General features: G+C 32.2%; 22 protein-coding genes. 7 read left to right on the top strand and 15 right to left on the bottom strand.

The annotated features are described in order from the left end of the window. The first annotated feature begins 153 nt into the window (after positions 1–153). The 3 genes from pstC to pstB are packed head-to-tail and all read left to right on the top strand — an operon-like array spanning position 154 to position 2674. A complete protein-coding gene (gene pstC / locus QI155_RS07330) occupies positions 154–1083 on the top strand; it encodes a phosphate ABC transporter permease subunit PstC (RefSeq protein WP_281321361.1) in 930 nt (309 codons plus the stop codon). After that, complete coding sequence (gene pstA, locus QI155_RS07335) at positions 1080–1919, top strand: phosphate ABC transporter permease PstA (RefSeq protein WP_068861666.1); 840 nt, start codon at positions 1080–1082, stop codon at positions 1917–1919. Before pstC ends, pstA begins: the two co-directional genes overlap by 4 nt. Continuing rightward, positions 1916–2674, top strand: a complete 759-nt coding sequence (gene pstB / locus QI155_RS07340; protein WP_068861667.1) for a phosphate ABC transporter ATP-binding protein PstB — start codon at positions 1916–1918, stop codon at positions 2672–2674. The genes pstA and pstB overlap by 4 nt, the downstream gene beginning before the upstream one ends. Here the strand turns inward: pstB and QI155_RS07345 are convergent. The 8 genes from QI155_RS07345 to QI155_RS07380 are packed head-to-tail and all read right to left on the bottom strand — an operon-like array spanning position 2671 to position 8556. Continuing rightward, complete coding sequence (locus QI155_RS07345; protein ID WP_068861668.1) at positions 2671–3090, bottom strand: hypothetical protein; 420 nt, start codon at positions 3088–3090, stop codon at positions 2671–2673. The genes pstB and QI155_RS07345 overlap by 4 nt on opposite strands. 17 nt (positions 3091–3107) lie before the next feature. Then, positions 3108–4070, bottom strand: coding sequence for a DUF814 domain-containing protein (locus QI155_RS07350; RefSeq protein ID WP_068861669.1), 963 nt, complete (start codon positions 4068–4070; stop codon positions 3108–3110). Beyond that, complete coding sequence (rfaE1, locus tag QI155_RS07355) at positions 4063–5058, bottom strand: D-glycero-beta-D-manno-heptose-7-phosphate kinase (protein ID WP_068861670.1); 996 nt, start codon at positions 5056–5058, stop codon at positions 4063–4065. The genes QI155_RS07350 and rfaE1 overlap by 8 nt, the downstream gene beginning before the upstream one ends. Further along, the gene (gene hisS, locus QI155_RS07360) at positions 5045–6307 is read right to left on the bottom strand and encodes a histidine--tRNA ligase (RefSeq protein ID WP_083200180.1); all 1263 of its coding nucleotides are present in this window, start codon (positions 6305–6307) and stop codon (positions 5045–5047) included. Before hisS ends, rfaE1 begins: the two co-directional genes overlap by 14 nt. After that, a complete protein-coding gene (locus QI155_RS07365; RefSeq protein ID WP_068861671.1) occupies positions 6297–6767 on the bottom strand; it encodes a DivIVA domain-containing protein in 471 nt (156 codons plus the stop codon). The genes hisS and QI155_RS07365 overlap by 11 nt, the downstream gene beginning before the upstream one ends. Next, the gene (locus QI155_RS07370; RefSeq protein WP_068861672.1) at positions 6764–7072 is read right to left on the bottom strand and encodes a YggT family protein; all 309 of its coding nucleotides are present in this window, start codon (positions 7070–7072) and stop codon (positions 6764–6766) included. The genes QI155_RS07365 and QI155_RS07370 overlap by 4 nt, the downstream gene beginning before the upstream one ends. After that, positions 7073–7864 carry a pyrroline-5-carboxylate reductase gene (gene proC / locus QI155_RS07375; RefSeq protein ID WP_068861673.1) on the bottom strand — a complete coding sequence of 264 codons (792 nt, stop codon included), beginning with the start codon at positions 7862–7864 and terminating at the stop codon, positions 7073–7075. An 11-nt stretch (positions 7865–7875) separates the two neighbouring features. Continuing rightward, positions 7876–8556: a YggS family pyridoxal phosphate-dependent enzyme gene (locus tag QI155_RS07380; RefSeq protein WP_281321362.1), complete on the bottom strand. Its 681-nt coding sequence runs from the start codon at positions 8554–8556 to the stop codon at positions 7876–7878. Positions 8557–8585: 29 nt separating this feature from the next. Between QI155_RS07380 and QI155_RS07385 the strand changes: the two genes are divergently transcribed. The 3 genes from QI155_RS07385 (at position 8586) to QI155_RS07395 (ending at position 11957) form a co-directional block, all read left to right on the top strand. Further along, on the top strand, positions 8586–9986 hold the full coding sequence (locus tag QI155_RS07385; RefSeq protein WP_281321363.1) for a HAMP domain-containing sensor histidine kinase: 1401 nt from the start codon (positions 8586–8588) through the stop codon (positions 9984–9986). A 4-nt stretch (positions 9987–9990) separates the two neighbouring features. Beyond that, positions 9991–11376 carry a sigma-54 dependent transcriptional regulator gene (locus tag QI155_RS07390; RefSeq protein ID WP_068861147.1) on the top strand — a complete coding sequence of 462 codons (1386 nt, stop codon included), beginning with the start codon at positions 9991–9993 and terminating at the stop codon, positions 11374–11376. A 134-nt stretch (positions 11377–11510) separates the two neighbouring features. Beyond that, positions 11511–11957 carry a hypothetical protein gene (locus tag QI155_RS07395; RefSeq protein WP_068861146.1) on the top strand — a complete coding sequence of 149 codons (447 nt, stop codon included), beginning with the start codon at positions 11511–11513 and terminating at the stop codon, positions 11955–11957. Positions 11958–11998: 41 nt separating this feature from the next. On the opposite strand, the gene QI155_RS07400 is transcribed toward QI155_RS07395, so the two are convergent. Genes QI155_RS07400 through QI155_RS07415 form a run of 4 tightly spaced genes read right to left on the bottom strand, consistent with a single transcriptional unit; the run spans position 11999 to position 15056 of the window. Continuing rightward, a complete protein-coding gene (locus QI155_RS07400) occupies positions 11999–12382 on the bottom strand; it encodes a hypothetical protein (protein ID WP_068861145.1) in 384 nt (127 codons plus the stop codon). 19 nt (positions 12383–12401) lie between these two features. After that, positions 12402–12929: a Chromate resistance protein ChrB gene (locus QI155_RS07405; protein ID WP_068861144.1), complete on the bottom strand. Its 528-nt coding sequence runs from the start codon at positions 12927–12929 to the stop codon at positions 12402–12404. Positions 12930–12936: 7 nt separating this feature from the next. Next, complete coding sequence (locus QI155_RS07410) at positions 12937–14085, bottom strand: MFS transporter (protein ID WP_068861143.1); 1149 nt, start codon at positions 14083–14085, stop codon at positions 12937–12939. A gap of 8 nt (positions 14086–14093) precedes the next feature. Further along, a complete protein-coding gene (locus tag QI155_RS07415) occupies positions 14094–15056 on the bottom strand; it encodes an inorganic phosphate transporter (RefSeq protein WP_068861142.1) in 963 nt (320 codons plus the stop codon). A 628-nt stretch (positions 15057–15684) separates the two neighbouring features. Between QI155_RS07415 and QI155_RS07420 the strand changes: the two genes are divergently transcribed. Further along, a complete protein-coding gene (locus QI155_RS07420; protein ID WP_068861141.1) occupies positions 15685–16386 on the top strand; it encodes a methyltransferase in 702 nt (233 codons plus the stop codon). Positions 16387–16403: 17 nt separating this feature from the next. On the opposite strand, the gene QI155_RS07425 is transcribed toward QI155_RS07420, so the two are convergent. The 3 genes from QI155_RS07425 to QI155_RS07435 all read right to left on the bottom strand — a co-directional run bounded on the left by QI155_RS07425 (position 16404) and on the right by QI155_RS07435 (position 18878). Continuing rightward, on the bottom strand, positions 16404–17183 hold the full coding sequence (locus QI155_RS07425) for a ParA family protein (RefSeq protein ID WP_068861140.1): 780 nt from the start codon (positions 17181–17183) through the stop codon (positions 16404–16406). Positions 17184–17188: 5 nt separating this feature from the next. Next, a complete protein-coding gene (locus QI155_RS07430; RefSeq protein WP_159426689.1) occupies positions 17189–18424 on the bottom strand; it encodes a methyl-accepting chemotaxis protein in 1236 nt (411 codons plus the stop codon). A gap of 85 nt (positions 18425–18509) precedes the next feature. Beyond that, the gene (locus tag QI155_RS07435) at positions 18510–18878 is read right to left on the bottom strand and encodes a response regulator (protein WP_068861138.1); all 369 of its coding nucleotides are present in this window, start codon (positions 18876–18878) and stop codon (positions 18510–18512) included. Between the last annotated feature and the right edge of the window lie 51 nt (positions 18879–18929).

Raw genomic sequence — 18929 nt, forward strand, 5'->3', positions numbered from 1 at the left:
GTGTTACCAATAAGAAACATTTTTTAATCCTAAATCCTTGATTAACTAACTTTAGCTTTTTATTTTTTAAAATTTGTTAAAAATCAATGTGTTATACTCTTTGTAAAATTCCTGTAACATAAAAATAATTGGTTTTAGGTATAATATTTCTAAATGTTAAAACAAAAAGGTAAATTTACAGATTTGCTTTTCTTTTCTTTTACTTTAATTACAGCTTTTAGCATAATTTTTATATCATTAGGAATTTTTATTGTTTTATTTAAAGAATCATTACCTGCAATGAATAAATTCGGTTTTATCGGTTTTATTCTTTCTAATGAATGGGACCCTGTAAAAGAATTATTTGGTGCAGCTCCAGCTTTGATTGGTACATTAATTACCTCTTTTTTAGCTCTTTTGTTCGCTACTCCAATAGCAATCGGAATCGCTATTTTCATTACTGAAATTGCTCCACCTTTTTTAAAAGGTATTATAGGTACAGCAATCGAACTCTTAGCTGCTATTCCGAGTATAATCTACGGAATGTGGGGATTATTTACGCTTGCACCAATAATGAGTCAAAATATTGAACCTTTTTTGCAAAAAACAGTTGGACAGCTTCCTTTAATTGGTAAACTTTTTGAAGGAACACCCCTTGGTGTTGATTTATTTACTGCAAGCATAATATTAAGTATTATGATTATCCCATTTACAGCTTCAATTGCAAGAGACTCTTTTAATCTCACACCATCGGTGCTTAAAGAGTCTGCCTATGCAATGGGAGCAACAAAATGGGAGGTTGTAAAAGATGTTGTAATGCCCTATTCAAAATTAGGAGTTTTAGGAGGAGTAGGACTTTCTCTTGGAAGAGCTCTTGGTGAGACAATGGCGGTTGCCTTTGTTTTAGGAAATTTGAATCAGATTCCAAAATCTCTATTTGAGGCAGCAGCAACAGTTACAGTAAAGCTTGCAAATGAATTTACAGAAGCTGATAAGGATATATATTTAAGTTCCCTTTATTATCTTGCATTTTTATTATTTATTATGAGTTTTGCAATTCTTGCAATAGCAAAAATGTTTCTTGTGAAAGCAGAAAAAAGATGATAATGAGAAAAAGAAAAATATTAAGCAGTGTAGCACTTTTCGTTTGTTTCCTTACTGCTTTATGGGGCATTTTCTGGCTATTTTTCATAATTATTGATGTTTTAAGGCATGGTATTACCGCAATTAATCCAGCTTTATTTTTAAATGATCCAGCTCCACCAGGCGAACTTGGAGGAGGCTTAAGAAATGCTTTTGTTGGTCATTTTTTAATAACTATTTGTGCCACCTTAATAGGAGTTCCTGTTGGAGTTCTTGGAGGAACCTTTCTTGCAGAATATGGTAGAAAATATAAAATCTCAAAAATAATAAGCACACTCGCAGATATCATGGTTAGTGTTCCAGCAATAATTGTTGGAGCCTTTGTATATGCCATTTTAGTAAAACCTCTTGGACATTTCAGTGGATGGGCAGGAGCTGTTGCATTGGCAATTATTATGATTCCTACAGTTTTAAGAACAACAGAAAATATGCTTTCCCTTATTCCTTGGACTTTAAGAGAAGCTGCCTTTGCATTAGGAGCTCCCTATTATAAAGTAATAATTCAGGTTGTATATCGTGGTGCAGCAACTGGAATTTTAACAGGGATTATTCTCGCAATTGCAAGAGTTACAGGTGAAGCAGCACCACTACTTTTTACAGCTTTCAATAATACTTTCTTCTCTACAAATATGAATGAACCTATAGCATCACTTACAGTTACTATATTTCAATATGCAATGGGTCCTTACGAGGACTGGCATGCCCAGGCATGGGGTGCTTCTTTAATGATAACTGTATTTATTCTTTTTGCAACAATTACGGGGAGAATTCTTATTAAAAGGAGGTATAAAGATTGACACCTGAAATTGAAGTTAGAGATCTTAATTTCTACTATGCTGGTAACGTGCATATTCTTAAAAATATAAACATGACAGTATATAAAAATAAAGTTACAGCATTGATTGGACCAAGTGGATGTGGTAAAACAACACTTTTAAGATGTTTTAACAGGATGCATGACCTGTATGCTGGGAATAAATATGATGGCGAAATTATCTTTCAGGGCAAAAACATTCTTTCAAAAGATACAGATTTGATTGAATTAAGAAGCAAAATTGGAATGGTGTTTCAAAAACCTACTCCCTTTCCAATGACAATTTTTGAGAACATTGCCTACGGATTAAAATTAAGAGGGATAAAAAATAGAAAAGAATTGAAAGAGAAAGTCGAAAAAGCTTTAAAAGATGCAGCCCTTTGGGATGAGGTCAAGGACAAATTAAATACAAATGCCTTTGGATTAAGTGGAGGACAGCAACAAAGACTCTGTATTGCAAGAGCTTTGGCAGTTGAGCCTGAAATTATCTTATTTGATGAACCAACAAGTGCCCTTGATCCAATTTCTACAGCAAAAATTGAAGAGTTAATTATTTCTTTAAAAGATAGAGTAACAATTATAATTGTTACCCATAACATGCAACAGGCAGCAAGAATATCTGACTGGACAGGATTTATGATGCTTGGTGAACTTATTGAATATGACAAGACAGGCAAGATATTTACCGTTCCATCAAACAAGCTTACAGAAGAATATATTACAGGTAGATTTGGTTAATCAGGATACCGAAAGGGATTTCCCCTTATAATTCTTTCAACCTTTGGAGGATTTCCTTTTATTAAGAAAATTGCAAGCCCTCTTTCTTCTGTTTCGTTTCCTAAATAACTCCATTTACCATTCCAAGAAACATATAGCTTGTAACCGTCCTTTTCCATCTCAGCAAACACAGGATTAAATTCGAGCTCTGCTTTGTCAAAGGGTCTTATTGAAGCTATTATTTCTCTGTATGCAGACTCCGAACAGTTTTTTCTTATTCCAGTATTATCTTTATTTTGATAAGCCAATCTTATTTCCTCGACAATATTAAAGGCTTGATTTGTATAGGAGTATTCTTCTGATGGAGTTTTGACCTGTTTTTTCCCTCCGCAACCAAAAATAATTAATATCAGAATAAAAATTATAAACCTTTTCATTTCTGCCTCCAAATAATTTATATTCTGTATTTTACTATTCTGTCCTTGGATATTGCATCAAATATTTTTCTGATTTCTTCTTCATTAACTCTAATAATAACTTCTAAATTATTTCTTTTTGAATAGTAGGCACATATTTTTGCAGCGGTATAGATTTCCTCTTGTGAAAAATCGCCTACTAAAAATATAACCGGACCTTTTCTATCGGCAGGATAAATAAATGTTCCTTTATATTTGTTCAGTAAAATTTCATTTTCTTTTTCATCTCTTCCAACAATTGCTTTACATTTTTCAGAGATTCTGAAATGTCTTCCAATTTTAAGCATCTCAATATTTTCTATTGTAAGCTGATTATGTTTTATAAGATCATTAACTTTCTTACAAAAAGAAGGATCTGTGAGAAGACATCCACCAGCTGGCTGAGGTATAGTCTCAATACCAAATTTTTTTGCTAAAGCAAGCTGAGGTTTTCTTGTTCTTCCCCAGATATCATATAAAAAATCTCTATTGATGATTCCCTCCACTTCAGGCTTCGTAGGAGGAAGAAGTTTTGCAGATAGGGGTCTTAAAATTAAACCTTGCAAATTCGCTTCCTTTTCAATAAGTGTAAGAAATTCTTTTTTCTGAGACATAGGCCTTTGAGAAAGTACTTCTCCAGTAATTATAAATGATGCATTAAACTCAAATAATTTTTCTTTTGCTTCCTTAAGCATCAGAATTTTACAATCAATACAGGGATTAAGATTTTTCCCATATCCATATTTTGGGTTTTTTAATATTTTAATAAATTTTTTTCTTATATCAATCTCGCTAATTTCAAAACCAAACTTTTTGGCATAAATTATGTCCCTTTTCTTTAATGGGCTAACAAATCCTGTTAAAAATCGTAGTGCAATTACATCAAATCCTTGACTCTTAATAATAAGAATTGAAAGTAAGCTATCAAGTCCACCAGAATAAAGTGCTATAGCTTTATGCATAAGGATGAGTTTTAAAGACTTCCATTATTTCCTCTTGTGTAGCTGTAGCAGTTCCTACCTTTCCAACAACAATTCCTGCTGCTACATTGGCTATTTTGGCAGCAAAAATTAAATCGGCACCTGAGACATGAGCAAGTGTTATAGTGGCAATTACAGTATCTCCTGCACCTGTCACATCAAATACTTTTTTAGCAACTGTTGGTAAATGAGTAACGATTACATCAGAATCCTTTTTTTCAAAAAGACTCATACCTTCTTCCCCTCTCGTTATCAGAACAGAATCACAGGAAAGTTTCTTTAAAAGATTAAAACCAGCCTTGATAAGAGTTTTTTCGTCTTTAATCTCAATTTCAGCACCATGAGAAGCCTCAGCAATATTGGGAGTTATAAGAGATACTTGTTTATAAAGTCTAAAGTGTCCTACTTTTGGGTCAACGGCAACGAAATTTCCATTTTTATTTTTATGATTAACTAAAATTCGAAACAGCTCCTCTGATATAACACCTTTTTTATAATCCGATACAATTATAGCGTCAAAATCATTTAATGCACTCTTTATCATGGAAAGAAAAAGCTCCTTTGCTTTTCCTTCAAGCCTTCTATGGTCTTCTATATCAAATCTTACAATCTGTTGATTTCCTGCGATTATTCTTGTTTTAACAGTTGTTCTTCGGTTATCTTCGAAAATATAGTCAATACCAATTCCTTTCTCTTCGAGTAAATCTTTTAATATTTTTCCTGTAGAACCTTTACCAATTATTCCTGAAATGTAAGCTTTTCCTCCCAAAGCAATAAGATTATTTGCCACATTTGCTGCACCTCCAAGTCTGTATGATTCTTCTGTAACTTCAACAACTGGTACAGGTGCTTCTGGAGAAATTCTTGAAACCTTTCCAAAGATATACCGATCTAAAATAATATCACCTATTACAAGAATTTTTTTGTTATGAAAAATTTTTAAAAGATTTTCTAACTTATTTAATGTCATTTTCACCTCTTATTATTTTCAAAATTTCTTCTATTGTTCCTTCACCTTGACTTCCTGTTTTCATATTTTTCCATCTATATAAAGATTTTTTAATTTCATCTTCACCCACTATAACTACCCATTCAACAGAGAGTCGATCTGCTTTTTTTAACTGACTTTTCAGAGATAACTCTTCATAGGGGGTCTCAGTAGCTATTCTTTTTTCTCTGAAAAAGTTGACCACTTTTTTTACTTCTCTGTCAAGTCCTTTCCCTGCATAGGCAACATACAAAATAGGCTTTTTGGTTTCGATTTTTAAATTTGTCTTGCAAACTTCTATTAATCTTTCCATTCCTATAGCAAAACCTGCCGCAGGAGTATAAGGTCCTCCAAAAGCCTCTACAAGATCATCATATCTACCACCAGCAGCTATAGCATTCTGTGCGCCAAGCATTTTAGTGGTTATTTCAAATACTGTTTTCGTATAATAATCTAAACCTCTTACAATTTTGGGATTTATCGTATAGGATACATTTAAAATTGCAAGTTCTTTTTGAAATTTTGATAAATGTTCTTTACAGTTGTTACATAAAAAATCAAGAATTTGGGGAACATTTTTTAAAATCTCTTTACAAGATAAAACCTTACAGTCAAGAACTCTTAAAGGATTTCTATTATATCTTCTTTGGCAGTCATTGCAAAATAAAGATATCTTATCACTTAAAAATTTATTAATTGCTTCTTTATAATTTGGTCTACAATCTTTACAACCAATTGAATTAATTTCGAAATTTAAATTTTTTATATCAAGACTTTCGAAAAGTATTTTTAGCATGTAAAGCATTTCTGCTTCCACAGAAGGAGAAGATACTCCAAAGGATTCAACTCCGATTTGATGAAACTGACGGAATCTACCCTTTTGAGGTCTTTCATATCTAAACATTGCACCAATATAATAAAATTTTTGCGGAGAAGGATTGTTAAAGAGTTGATTTTGAATATATGCTCGTACTACTCCAGCGGTACCTTCGGGTCTTAAGGCAATTTTTCTTCCCTTTTTGTCATCAAAAATATACATCTCTTTCTCTACAATATCTGTATCCTCGCCAATACTTCTTAAAAAAACTTCAGCATTTTCTAAAATAGGAGTTCGTATTTCCTGAAAATTAAAAAGTTCGAAGATCCTTCTTGCCTCTGATTCTAAATATTGCCATAGAGAAACATCAGAAGGAAGAATATCCTGCATACCTCTTATAGAGTTATACTTCACTTTCTTCTCCTTCTCTTTCTTTATCAAATTCAAGCATCCTTAGATGACTCTCAATAAGTCTTTTTATTTCTTCTTTAAAATGTCTTCTTATTCCTTTTAAGTCAACAATATCTTCATGGATTTTTACTACCTTTTCCTGGGCTTCCTTTAAAATTTGTTCTGCTTTAAGTTCTGCTTCCTTGATTATTAATTCTGCTTCTTTTTTAGCATTTTTTTGGTAATCTTCAACAAGTTTTTGCGCTGTCATTAATGTATCTCTAATTGACTGTTCCATTTTTCTGTATTCTTCTAACTGATTTTCAAGAATTGTAACTTTTTCCTTAAGCATGGAGTTTTCTTTTAAAATTTCTTCCAATGATTCTCTAATCATCTCAAGAAAAGAATAAACCTCTTCCATATCAAAGCCTCTGAATTTAACCTTAAATTGTTTCTGCTGAATATCTAAAGGCGTGATTCTCATACTGCTCCTCCTTTTAATTTAAACCCCAATTCAATGAGGCTCTGGATTAAAAATTTTTGTAAGAAATATATGATAAGCAATAATATCAATGGAGACAGGTCTATTGGTAATCTCAATCTTAATAATTTTCTTATAGGACGTAATAATGGTTCAGTTATTCCATATATAAAACGGACAATTGGATTATAAGGATCGGGATTTACCCAGCTTAAAACAGCTCCGATGATTATAATAAAAGAGTAAATTGTTAGGGCAAGATCTAAAATATTGGCTAAAGCAATTATAAAATTACCAAGAATAAACATTTACTCTTCCCTCTTTGATAGTTCTTGAGCTCTTTTTGTGGCTTCTTGAAGAGTTTGAAATAAAATTTCTCTTAAATTACTACTGGATAAAATCCTAAGACCTGCTTCTGTTGTTCCGCCTGGAGATGTAACCTTTTGTCTAATTTTATCAGGTGGAATCCCGCTGTCAAGAAGTTTTGCAGTTCCAATAAATGTCTGTATTATAAGTTCTTTTGCTGTCTCTTCAGCCAATCCAAGTTCTGTTGCTACATCCATAAACTGTTCCACTATATAACATAGAAATCCAGGTCCACTACCAGATAAAGCAGTAACAAGATTCATGTAATGTTCTGGAAGAGTAATAACTTTTCCTACACCCATGAAAATATCTCTTACAGGAGCTACTATTTTCATCTCAAGACATTCACAAATTGCAAGTACTGTCATGGATTCACCAACTATTGCTGCCAGATTAGGCATTGCTCTTATAAGTTTGTCTGTTTTGAGATAATTTTTTATCAGGTTTAAAGGAATTCCTGCGGCTATAGATACAACAGTATGTTTTTCTTTTACATGCTCTTTTATCTCTTCCAGAACTTCCAATATATTCTGGGGTTTTACTGCTATAACAATAATTTCTGAATTATTAACTACATCAATATTCGATGAAGTAGTCTTTATACCATAACATTTTTCGAGATATCTTCGACGCTCATCAACAGGATCAGATACTATTATATTTCTTTTCCCATTTTTTATAAGTCCCCTTATAAGGGCTTCTGCCATATTACCTCCGCCAATAAAACCTATCATCGATGAACCTCCTATTTTATTCTTTGCCCAAAGAGGGCTGTGCCTATTCTTACCATTGTAGCCCCTTCTTCAATTGCTACTTCAAAATCATGGGACATTCCCATAGATAACTCTTTGATAAAAGGATACTTGTTTGACAAAAAATCTCTGATTTGCCTTAGTTTACTAAAGTAGGGTCTTACATTATTAGGATTATCAAAATAGGGTGGAATTGTCATCAGTCCTTCGATTTTAATATTATTTAGATTTTTGCATTTCTCAATTAGTTTTTCAACTTCGTCTTCTTCTATGCCATACTTAGATTCTTCTTGGGATAGTTTTATCTGAATTAAAACTCTCTGAATTTTATTAATTTTTTCTGCTTCTTTATTTATAGATACAGCAAGTTTTTCTGAGTCTAAGGAATGAATAACTTCAAAAAGTCTTACCGCATCTTTGACTTTATTAGTCTGTAAGTGCCCTATCATGTGCCATTCAATATTAAAATCTTTTATTTTTTCGATTTTGTCTTTTGCTTCCTGGACTCTGCTTTCACCAAAAATTCTTAAACCCAAATCAGCAGCTTCTATTATTTTATCAATTGATTGCGATTTTGATACAGCGATTAGTTTAATTTCTTCTGGATTTCTTCCTGCACGCAAGGCAGCATAAGTTATTTTTTTAAAAATAGATGATATTCTTTGCGAAAGCATAATATAATACATTATACATGATTATAAAAATGTTTGATAAAATGTCTTTAAGGTGGAAACTGGTAATACTGTTGCTATTCCTTAATTTTGCATTAATGTCAACACTTTACATATTCTATACTCAGACAGAAAAAAGACTCTTAAAGGAAATTGAAAAACAAACGGCAGACCTTACAAAAGCTATTCAGGTAGGAGTTGAAGAAGTTACCCGAGGAGGTTCAAATAAACTAACAGAATACATTAATAAACTTAGCACTAAAGGTATAAAAGAAGTCTCGATCATCAGTAATCAACAGGAAATTATTGCAAGTACTAACCCTCAATATATTGGTAAACCTATAACACATCGAAAGAAGGAATTAATTATTAAAGCAGAACTTGGTGAACCAGTTTTTGAAGAGGAAAATGTCTATAACGTCATAGTTCCTGTAATTGCTGGCAATGTTCAATATGGTTATATTCATTTAAGAATAAATAAAGATGACTTTTCTCAAATTTTAAGAGATACTACATTAAAAAGAATAATAACAACCTTAATAATATTTTCAATAGGAATAATAATAACCTATTTTATTTCGACAAGATATACAAAACCTATTGATAATTTAACTGAAGCAGCACAAAGAGTAGCAAAGGGAGATTTTACCTATCGGTTAGAAATAAACAGAAAAGACGAAATTGGAAGAATTGCCGAAAGTTTTAACTTCATGATTCAGAAACTTGAAGAAAATCAAATATTACAAAAAAGACTAAGAGAAGCTGAACATCTTGCTGCTATAGGACAACTCAGCAGAACGATTGCCCATGAAGTAAGAAATCCTTTAAATTTTATTAATTTAAGCATTGACCATCTTATAGAAAAGTTAAAAAAAGAAAATGAAAATTCAAATAATTATATTAAACTTCTTGAAAACATGAAACAGGAAATATACAGAGTTAACAATCTAATTACAGAGTATCTTGAATATACAAAACCTCTCAAATTAAATAAAAAACCAGTAAATATTCTGGAAATTATTGAAGAGGTAGTCTATCTTATTGAAGCTACCGCTGAAAAAGAAGGTATCACTATCTATAAAGATTATAAAATTGATTTTATGCTTGATATTGATATAGACTTAATGAAAAGCTGTCTTTTAAATATTATAAAAAATTCTATATATGCAATGAAGGATAAAGAAGTCAAAAATCTTTTTATTAAAACAGAGCTTATAGAAGACGAAATTTTAATAAAAATAACAGATACGGGTTCTGGTGTTGCAGAAGAACTCATAGAAAAAATATTTGAACCCTTTTTCTCTACTAAAAAAGGTGGGTTGGGATTGGGACTGCCTTTAGCTAAAAAAGTTATAGAAGAACATGGTGGAAGAATAGAATTTTCAAGTAAATTAGGACAGGGAAGCGAAGTAAATATATATCTACCAATATAAAAATATGACAACAATTTTAATTATAGATGACGAACCTTTACAAAGAGATATTCTTACAACAATTCTATCAGAAGAAGATTATTTAGTATATTCAGCTTTAAACTTAGAAGAAGCTGAAAAAATAATTAACGAGTTTCATCCTGAGATTATTCTTACTGATCTAAAATTAGGCATGCAAAATGGAATGGATATTTTAAATAACCTTCCGCAAGAACCTTTCTCTCCATTAGTTATTGTTATTACAGCCTTCGGGACAATCTCATCTGCGGTAGAAGCTATAAAAAAAGGAGCCTTTGATTACCTGACCAAACCAATTGATAGAGAAATTCTTTTGTTAACAGTAAAAAAAGCAGAAGAAAGAATTAATCTTATGAAAGAAAATTTAAGGCTCAAAAAAGAATTATATGAAAAATTTAAAATAGAAGGAATCATAGGGAAATCAAAAAAGATGCTTCAAGTTCTTGATATTGTCAAAAAGGTTACTCCAACAAATGCCACAGTACTCATTTATGGAGAAAGTGGAACAGGAAAAGAGCTTATTGCAAGGGCAATTCATTATAACTCTCCAAGAAAAGATAAACCTTTTATTGCAATTAACTGTGCAGCAATACCAGAAACCTTAATTGAAAGCGAACTTTTTGGTTATGAACCAGGCGCATTTACAGGTGCAAATACAAGAAAAATAGGAATAATTGAATCAGCAGATAAGGGCACTCTTTTCCTCGACGAAATTGCTGAACTTCCTCCTTTAACACAATCTAAACTTTTGAGAGTTCTTCAGGAAAAAGAAGTTAGAAGAATTGGAGGAAAAGATGCCATAAAGGTTGACTTAAGAATCATTGCAGCAACAAACAAAAATCTATCTAAAGAAGTAGAACAAAACAGATTCAGAGAAGATTTGTATTATAGACTAAAGGTTATAACAGTTGAAATACCTCCTTTAAGAGAAAGAAAAGATGATATTCCCGAACTTGTAAACTTTTTTATAGAAAAATACTCAAAAGAATTTGGTAAAAGAGTTAATGGTATAGAGGAAAAGGCGCTTCAAGCTTTAATTAATTATCCCTGGCCAGGCAATATAAGACAGTTAGAGACGGTAATTGAAAGAGCAATAATAATTTGTGAAAAAGACAAAATTACATTGAGTGATATTCAAGACGAGTTAAAAATCTCTATACCTAAAAATATTTTGGATATAGAAATACCAGATGAAGGAATAAATTATGAAGAACTTGAAAAGGAAATACTTAAAAAAGCATTAATTAAATCCAATTATATTATTGCAAAAGCTGCAAGATTACTCGGAATGAGTTATAAAACATTCTGGTATAGGCTTGAAAAATTCGGTTTATCAGAAAATTTTCCCAAAAGGGAAAATTTTCCTAAATGAGGAAGTTTTTTATCAAAAACAATTAGAATTTTAGCTTTTTATATTCTGGCATTTATATTGCAACAATCAAATTTATTAGTCAAAATCGAAATCCCTTTTAAAAAAACAGAAAAGAAAGGAGGTGACAAAAGAGGATGAAGAAAATTTTAGCATTAGTAATGGTATTGGTATTCGCACTCACAGTAACAGTAGCATTTGCTCAACAGCCTGCTGCAAAACCAGCTGAACCTGCAAAGAAGGCTGAACCTGCAAAACCAGCTGAGCCTGCAAAGAAAGATGAAAAAGCAGATAAGAAAGAGAAAGTACAGCAGATTACTGGTGAAGTTACAGCTATTGACACAGTTGGTAAAACAATTACAGTAAAAAGCAAAAAGAAGGAACTCACAGTAGCAGTAACAGATGAGCAGATTAAAGATGTAAAGGCTGGTGACAAGGTTGTAGTAAAATATACTGAAAAAGACGGCAAGGCTACAGCAAAGAGCGTAAAGAAGGTAGCAGCCAAAGCTGAGAAAAAAGGTGAAGTAAAGAAAGAAGAAAAGAAAGCTGAGCCTGCAGCAAAACCAGCTGAAAAGAAACAGTAAGCTTTTTCAGTACAAAGGTGGAGGACATACCTCCACCTTTTTTATACTTCGATCCCTCTTTTTCTTAATTCTTCTAATTTCTTTTCCCTGCAGTTTTTGCATCTGAATTCTGGCTCAGGGTCATGAAGTTTGTCATAATTTTTTGTTTTCACTACTCTGTAACCCTCACATATTACTCCACAGTCAGCACATCTTACATTTTCTTTAATTTGCCATAGAGGGAAAAAGGCAGGAATTTTAAAGTGAGATTTAAAAATTGCCTTGTCCACAAACCAGAAAACATTAGCAAGTAAAAACTGATTGAGCAAAAAGGCAGGAATTGTATGAATCCTAAAATAATCACTTAAAACAAACTGCAAAAGTGCCCCTGCAATTCCTGAAAGAACTATCCAGCGACCAAATACATAAACAAACCATGTTTTCATTTTAAAACCTCCGCTAATTTCATTCTTTTTGGGCTTCTTTATATACTTTTTTTGAAAATTCCTCAAAAAGCCTTGTGCATTTTTTGAGTTTATCTATTGCTTCTTTTTTCAGAGGAGCATTTACAAAATCTCTTTTTTCCACTTTTTTAAACCATGTTTTAAGTTTTTCGAGTTCTTCTTCATTTTCCTCAACTTCTGCAAATATAAAGTTTTGTCTTTCAATTTCAAAGGATATTTCTTTAAAGAAGTCTTCACATTTCTCAATTATTTCTGTATATTCTTTGTTTCTTGCCTCTATAAAAGCATTTAAAATTTTTTCTTCCACTTCTTTATTCAAAACCTTTCCTTCTACTAAAAGAGCCTGTCCTCCGTAGTTTTCTATTACTTTCTTGAGATTTTGAATTTTATCGGAAATATCTTTTGAATAAGGTAGAATCCATACTGTTTGATAGTTAATAGCGCCAAGTTTTCTAAGTTCCCTCCATATAAAAACCCTTCCCCTTGAAGGATTTGAAGGAACTGTATAGGATACAAAAATCCACTTCATTTAATTTTTAGTGTAACATTTTTCTTACCTTTATAAGAAAGGGTATGGAGGAGAGCTGAAGAAGTACTGAAAAAACTATTAGTGTAGAGATTGAAAAATCATATAATAAACCTAAAGCAGTGCTACCCAAAAACCAAAAAAATCCGTAACCTGTATTAAATAAACCATATCCTACACCTCTTTTATCCTTAGGAACTAACAAGGCAACTGCTGCTCTCATTACAGACTCTTGAGCACCCATTCCTATCCCCCATAAAATCATTCCAAGGACTGCTTCATAAAATCCTCCAAGAAAACATAAAGGAGCAAAGCCTGCTGATACAATTACTGAAAAAATAAGAATTGCAAGCCCCTTTTTATCAAATAAATAGCCAAATAAAAGAGCAGCCAAAGCATCAACTCCCATTGCTATAGCATAAAAAACAGGTATCCACTGTTCAGAAACAGTTGCCACTTTTTTAAAATGATAAGCAATTAAAGGAAAATCCGCATATCCTGCTCCATTTAATGCAACTGCTACGAGATAAATCCAGTAGACCTTACTTAATCCTTTTGTTTCTATTTGAACAGTACTAATTTCCAAATCCTTAGGTGAAGGATACAAAAATCTTGCAAAAATTAAAATTGAAAAGGCAAGAACTGCCGGAATAAGTAAAATTCCGAAGGCTTCCCTGTAACCACCATGAAAATAAAAAACTCCAGCTATGATTAATGGCCCAAGCATTGCTCCAATCTGATCCATTGCCTCATGAAGACCAAAACCCCAGCCTCGACCAATCTCTACTGTTGCATGGCTAAGCATAGCATCCCTTGAAGGATTTCTTACTGCTTTACCAATTCTTTCAGCCATAATTAACACAGCTGCTATTTGCCACTGACCAACCAATGCCAGTGCTGGCACACTCAAAAGATTAATCAAATAGCCAACTATAGTTATGCTCCAGTATTTACCTGTTTTGTCAGCAATCCAGCCTGAGACAATCCTTAGGGCATACCCTAAAAACTCTCCCAATCCTGAGATAAATCCTACAAGTGTTCCAGTAGCGCCAAGTGCTAAAAGAAATGGTCCTGTAATACTTCTTGCAGCCTCATAGGTCATATCTGCAAAAAGACTTACAAAACCTAACAGAACAATAAATAAAGTAGCCTGTTTCATTTCTCTCCTTATTTAGCTCCTAAAAGCCATGAAAAAACTTTATATAAAATAAATGCTGTAGATGCAGATACAACAAGAGACACCAACCAGTTTATAACAATCTCCTTTATAACTTTAACTTGAATATATTTAACTCCCCTTGCAAGTCCTGCACCACCAATTGCTCCAACTATTGCCTGATTCATAGAAGTGGGGTATCCTAAGAGAGCTGCTACATATGCTGTTGTAGCCTGCCCTAATTGAGCTCCGATTGCGCTGTTTATTTCAAGTTGAACAATATGAAGCCCTACTTTCTCTAAAAGAGGTCTTCCCCATGTTAAAGCACCAATACCAACAACAACTCCTCCTATAAATCCTGCAAACAATAAAGATTTGACTGTGCCACTTCCATACAGAACACTAACAGCCAACCCGCTGTTGTTTGCTCCCAGAGTAAAAGAGGCATAACAGCATGCAAGAATTAAAACATATTTTTTGAATGTCTCTGCTGTTTTTGCTCTTATAGTGCCTACAGTTTTAGTAAAGATAAAACCCAGAATACATCCAACTAAAGGAGTTCCAACCCATGTAATCGCAAGAGGTAACATTGTATGTTCCCATGCAATTGGTGCACCTGTAGCAAGTCCGACACCGACTATTGAAAAACAGGCTAATTGAGCTGTTGATATAGGAAGCTTGAGCCAAGTGTTTACAGCAGTAACTAAAGCTGCATTAAGCATCATTATCATTGCTCTGAATGGTGTAAGATAATCAATAGGTATAATACCAGCACCAACAGTTTTAATTACTTCATGGCTTTGCAGTGTAGCACCCAGCAATGCAGATATTGCCATCAACAAAGTTGCCTTCTTAATATCTAATATTTTAGCACCATAAGCTGTTCCCATCACTGCACCAGTATAATGAGAACCAATAGTCCATCCAAAAAACAATCCTGCCATAATCATCCCTACAACATAAAAAGTTTCCATATTTTTACCTCCAAAAATTTAATGTAACTATTGTTACATAATTTTTAAAAAATGTCAAGAAAAATTTAGTATCAATTGTTACAACTTAATATCAAAATCTAAATTATAATAAAAAAGGAAATATCCTTTTTTAAAAATTTCTACTATGGTATAATTCTATACAATAACTCTCTCAAAAACAATAAAACCCTTTTACTTAAAATTGCCGATAAAAAAACACTGATTTTGTCATTCCGAAGGAGCGTAAGCGACTGAGGAATCTCCTCCTTTTTCACCAGATAGATTCTTTAATGAGAGATTCCTCGGGGTATTGAACCCCTCGGAATGACTGCATAAATATTATATTGCTTTTATCTCTATCGGCAATTTCAGGTTTTATCTTAATTATTACGAACAAAAGTTTATTTTTGAAGTTATAGAAAAAATAAAAAAATTTTTCCCTGAAGTAAAAAAATTATTCTCTATGGTTCTAAGGCAAGAGGAGATTTCCTCGAGGATTCAGATATTGACCCTTTATTTGTAACCGAAAGATTCATTGAAGCTCTTATCAGTTTCTACCACAGATGAATTTAAAATTACAGGATAAAATATAGATTCAGATACTTTCTTTTTAATAAAATTAGTAATTATGGAATACACGATTGATTCGATAGGAAGTATAAAGATATGCCAACCTAAGGAAGGTTATCGTTTTAGTGTTGATGCTTTAATTCTGGCAAATTTTGTCAATCTTAAAAGATTAACAAAGGCTGTTGACATAGGAGCAGGAACAGGAATTATTGGGATTATTCTGGCTAAAAAATATATAGAAAGTAAAATTGTTATGATTGAAATTCAACCTGAGATTGCTGAATTAGCGAAAAAAAGTATTAAATTAAATAATCTTGATAATCGAATAGAGATTATCTGTATGGATGCCAAAAATTTCAGTGCAAGTGGTTTTGATCTTGTTGTATCTAATCCTCCTTTTAGAAGTCCTGGAACAGGTAAAATGAGTCCAAAAGAAGAAAAAGCTCTTGCCCGTCATGAATTAAGTCTTTCAATAAAAGATATTGCAAAGATTAGTCAAAACTTACTTAAACATAGAGGAAGACTTTGTTTAATTCACCTTCCTGAAAGATTAATTGAAATAGTAAGAATAATGAGTAAACACAATCTTGAAATAAAAAGGGTTCGCTTTATTCATTCGAAAATAAATACAGAAGCAAAAATGGTTCTTATTGAGGCAGTTAAAGGAGGTAGGGTATCTTTAAAAGTTGACCCTCCACTTTTTATTTATAATGAAGATGGAAGTTATACTGATGAGATGAAAAAAATATACGAAATTTGAGTTTTTAAGTTTTAAATCTATGTCAATAAAATAGAATTTCTTCTATGAATCTCTCTCAATACTTCCTCTGCCAATATTTCATAATCAACAGCACCACGACTGTAGGGTGAATAAAATTTAACAGGGGTATGATTTTCAAAGGCTTCTACCAATTTAATATCTGTTCTTATCCCTGAGAAAACTTTATTTCTTCCGAATTGATTAGAAACATTTTCAGTAACTTTTCTGTGCTGTTGAATTCTTTGATTTATCATTACAGGGACTAATCCAAGCAGTTTTAATGAAGGGTTTTCTGTGGTTGCAATTTTAAAAAAAATTCTTGCAAGACTTCTTATTCCTTCGGTGGATAAAAAATGAGGTAAAAAGGGAACTAATACATAATCAGATGCAACAAGGGCATTAAGGAGAAGACTGTCAAGGGAAGGAGGTGTATCAATCAGAATAAAATCAAATTCCTCAATTATGCCAGCACTTTTTAATCCCTCTTTTAATAGTTTGTTATTTGAAACTCTTCCGTGTTCAAACAAAGGATTAGCTGGCATTATAAAGAGATTTTCCCATTTAGTTTGAAAAAGTGCTTTTGAAAGTATAAATTCAGGCTCTAAAAATAAAGAATGAACTTTTTGAGAATTTTTGTTTGGTGAAAAACCAAGCCCCAATGTAGCATGAGCCTGAGTATCCATGTCTATAACAAGAGTTCTTTTGCCTCTTATTGCAAACTCTGCAGATAAATTAACAGTGGTTGTACTCTTTCCTGTTCCACCTTTTCTATTTGTTATTGAAATAACTGTTGCCATGATTTTTAAAACAATTCAATTTTCGGTGCTTTTTCTCTTTCCTTTAAAACATTATTTACAATTTTTGCATGAATTTCCCTCTGGGATTGCATAACATATCTTTGATAAAAGCTATCTAAAAGTTTTTGTATTTCTATTGGTTTTTCTTCTAAATCAGGCGATGCTAACCATTTAAGTAAGGCTGTATTGTATTCGGAAAGTTCCTTTAAATCTTCTATTACTCTTTCAAGTTTCTGCCTTACAACATCCTGAAACTGGATTTTGCCGAGCAAATCTGTTACAGTGTTAAATACAACTTCATTCTGCTCATGAATTTTATGAATTATATCAAATATCATATTACCAACAGAACTAAAAGATGACTCCATTGCTTTTACTGTGTTTTCTGCATTTTCTAATTGTTTTAATTGTTCACTTTTTGATATTTCATTTTTTAAATTTTCAAATTCTTTATTCATTCTTTCTGAAAGTTTTTTAATCTGGCTTATAATTTGTTTGGAAGTGTTCTCTGTTTTCATTGAAAGTTTTCTTATTTCATCAGCTACAACTGCAAATCCTCTTCCCTTTTCACCAGCTCTTGCTGCCTCTATTGCTGCATTCAGGGCTAAAAGATTTGTTTGTTCAGCAATATCTTTTATACTATCCATAAGTGGAGTTAAATTATTTACTTCATTAACCAATGAACTCACACGATTCAAATTATCCTGTAAATTTCTTTGGTGTGATTCAATAAGGGATTCTAAAATTTTTATCATCTCTTTATTATGTTTCATCTGGTCTTCAATAACTGAAAGAAGATTTTGCCCAGAAGAGACAGAGCTTTCAATGAGTTCAGTTTGTTTTTTGGTGTTTTCATATAAATATTCAAGTCCTTTTATTAATTCCAAACTGTTTTCTTCAGTAATTTTTATCGTTGATGAAAGATGCTCTGAAAAAAGTTTAAATATATCATTTAACTTTAGCATCTGTTCATCTGAAAATTCATGCTCTGTAATCTTTTTTTCCAAGATTCCATATTCTTTTTCAATTGATTTATAAAGCTTTTTAATAGGACCTACTATCTTTACTGTAAGATAGCCACAAAGAAATAAACATAAAAGTATCAGGATAAAAAAAGTAATGAATATTTTCCATCTTATATCAAAAAAAGGAAAATATTCATATACTATGCTACCTAAAAAGCTAACAAGAATAGCAAAGGGAAGAGTAAAAATAAGATATTTTTTAATGACTTCTCTCATTTTTCTCTTACCTCCCAATAAAGGATACAATTTTATACCCCCCCCCCCCCCGATAAGGAGGACCATCAATAAAAGAGTTTTCATTTTAAGCTCCCGGTAGCACTTTTTTTATTACATTTATTAAATCTCCACCTGAAACAGGTTTTACAAGCCATCCAGTAGCACCCAATTTTTTAGCTTCCTCTCTTTTTTTCTGCTCACTTTCTGTTGTAAGAATTAAAATAGGAACAAATCTCAAGATAGGTCTTACATTTTTTATAAACTCCAATCCGTCCATTACTGGCATATTGATATCTGTAATTATAAGATTTGGTTTCAGTCCTGATTTTATTTTATCTAATGCTGACTGACCATTTGAGGCACTTTCAACTGTGAATCCCTGCATTTCAAGGGCTGCTTTAAGGCTCATTATCATAGTTGCTGAATCATCAACTATTAGAATCGTTTTGCTCATTTATCTCCCTCCTCTTTTTTTTAATATAATGAGACCCTTCACTTCGTTCAG

It is taken from the genome of Thermodesulfovibrio sp. 1176 (assembly GCF_029946585.1).
In the GTDB taxonomy this organism is placed as follows: domain Bacteria; phylum Nitrospirota; class Thermodesulfovibrionia; order Thermodesulfovibrionales; family Thermodesulfovibrionaceae; genus Thermodesulfovibrio.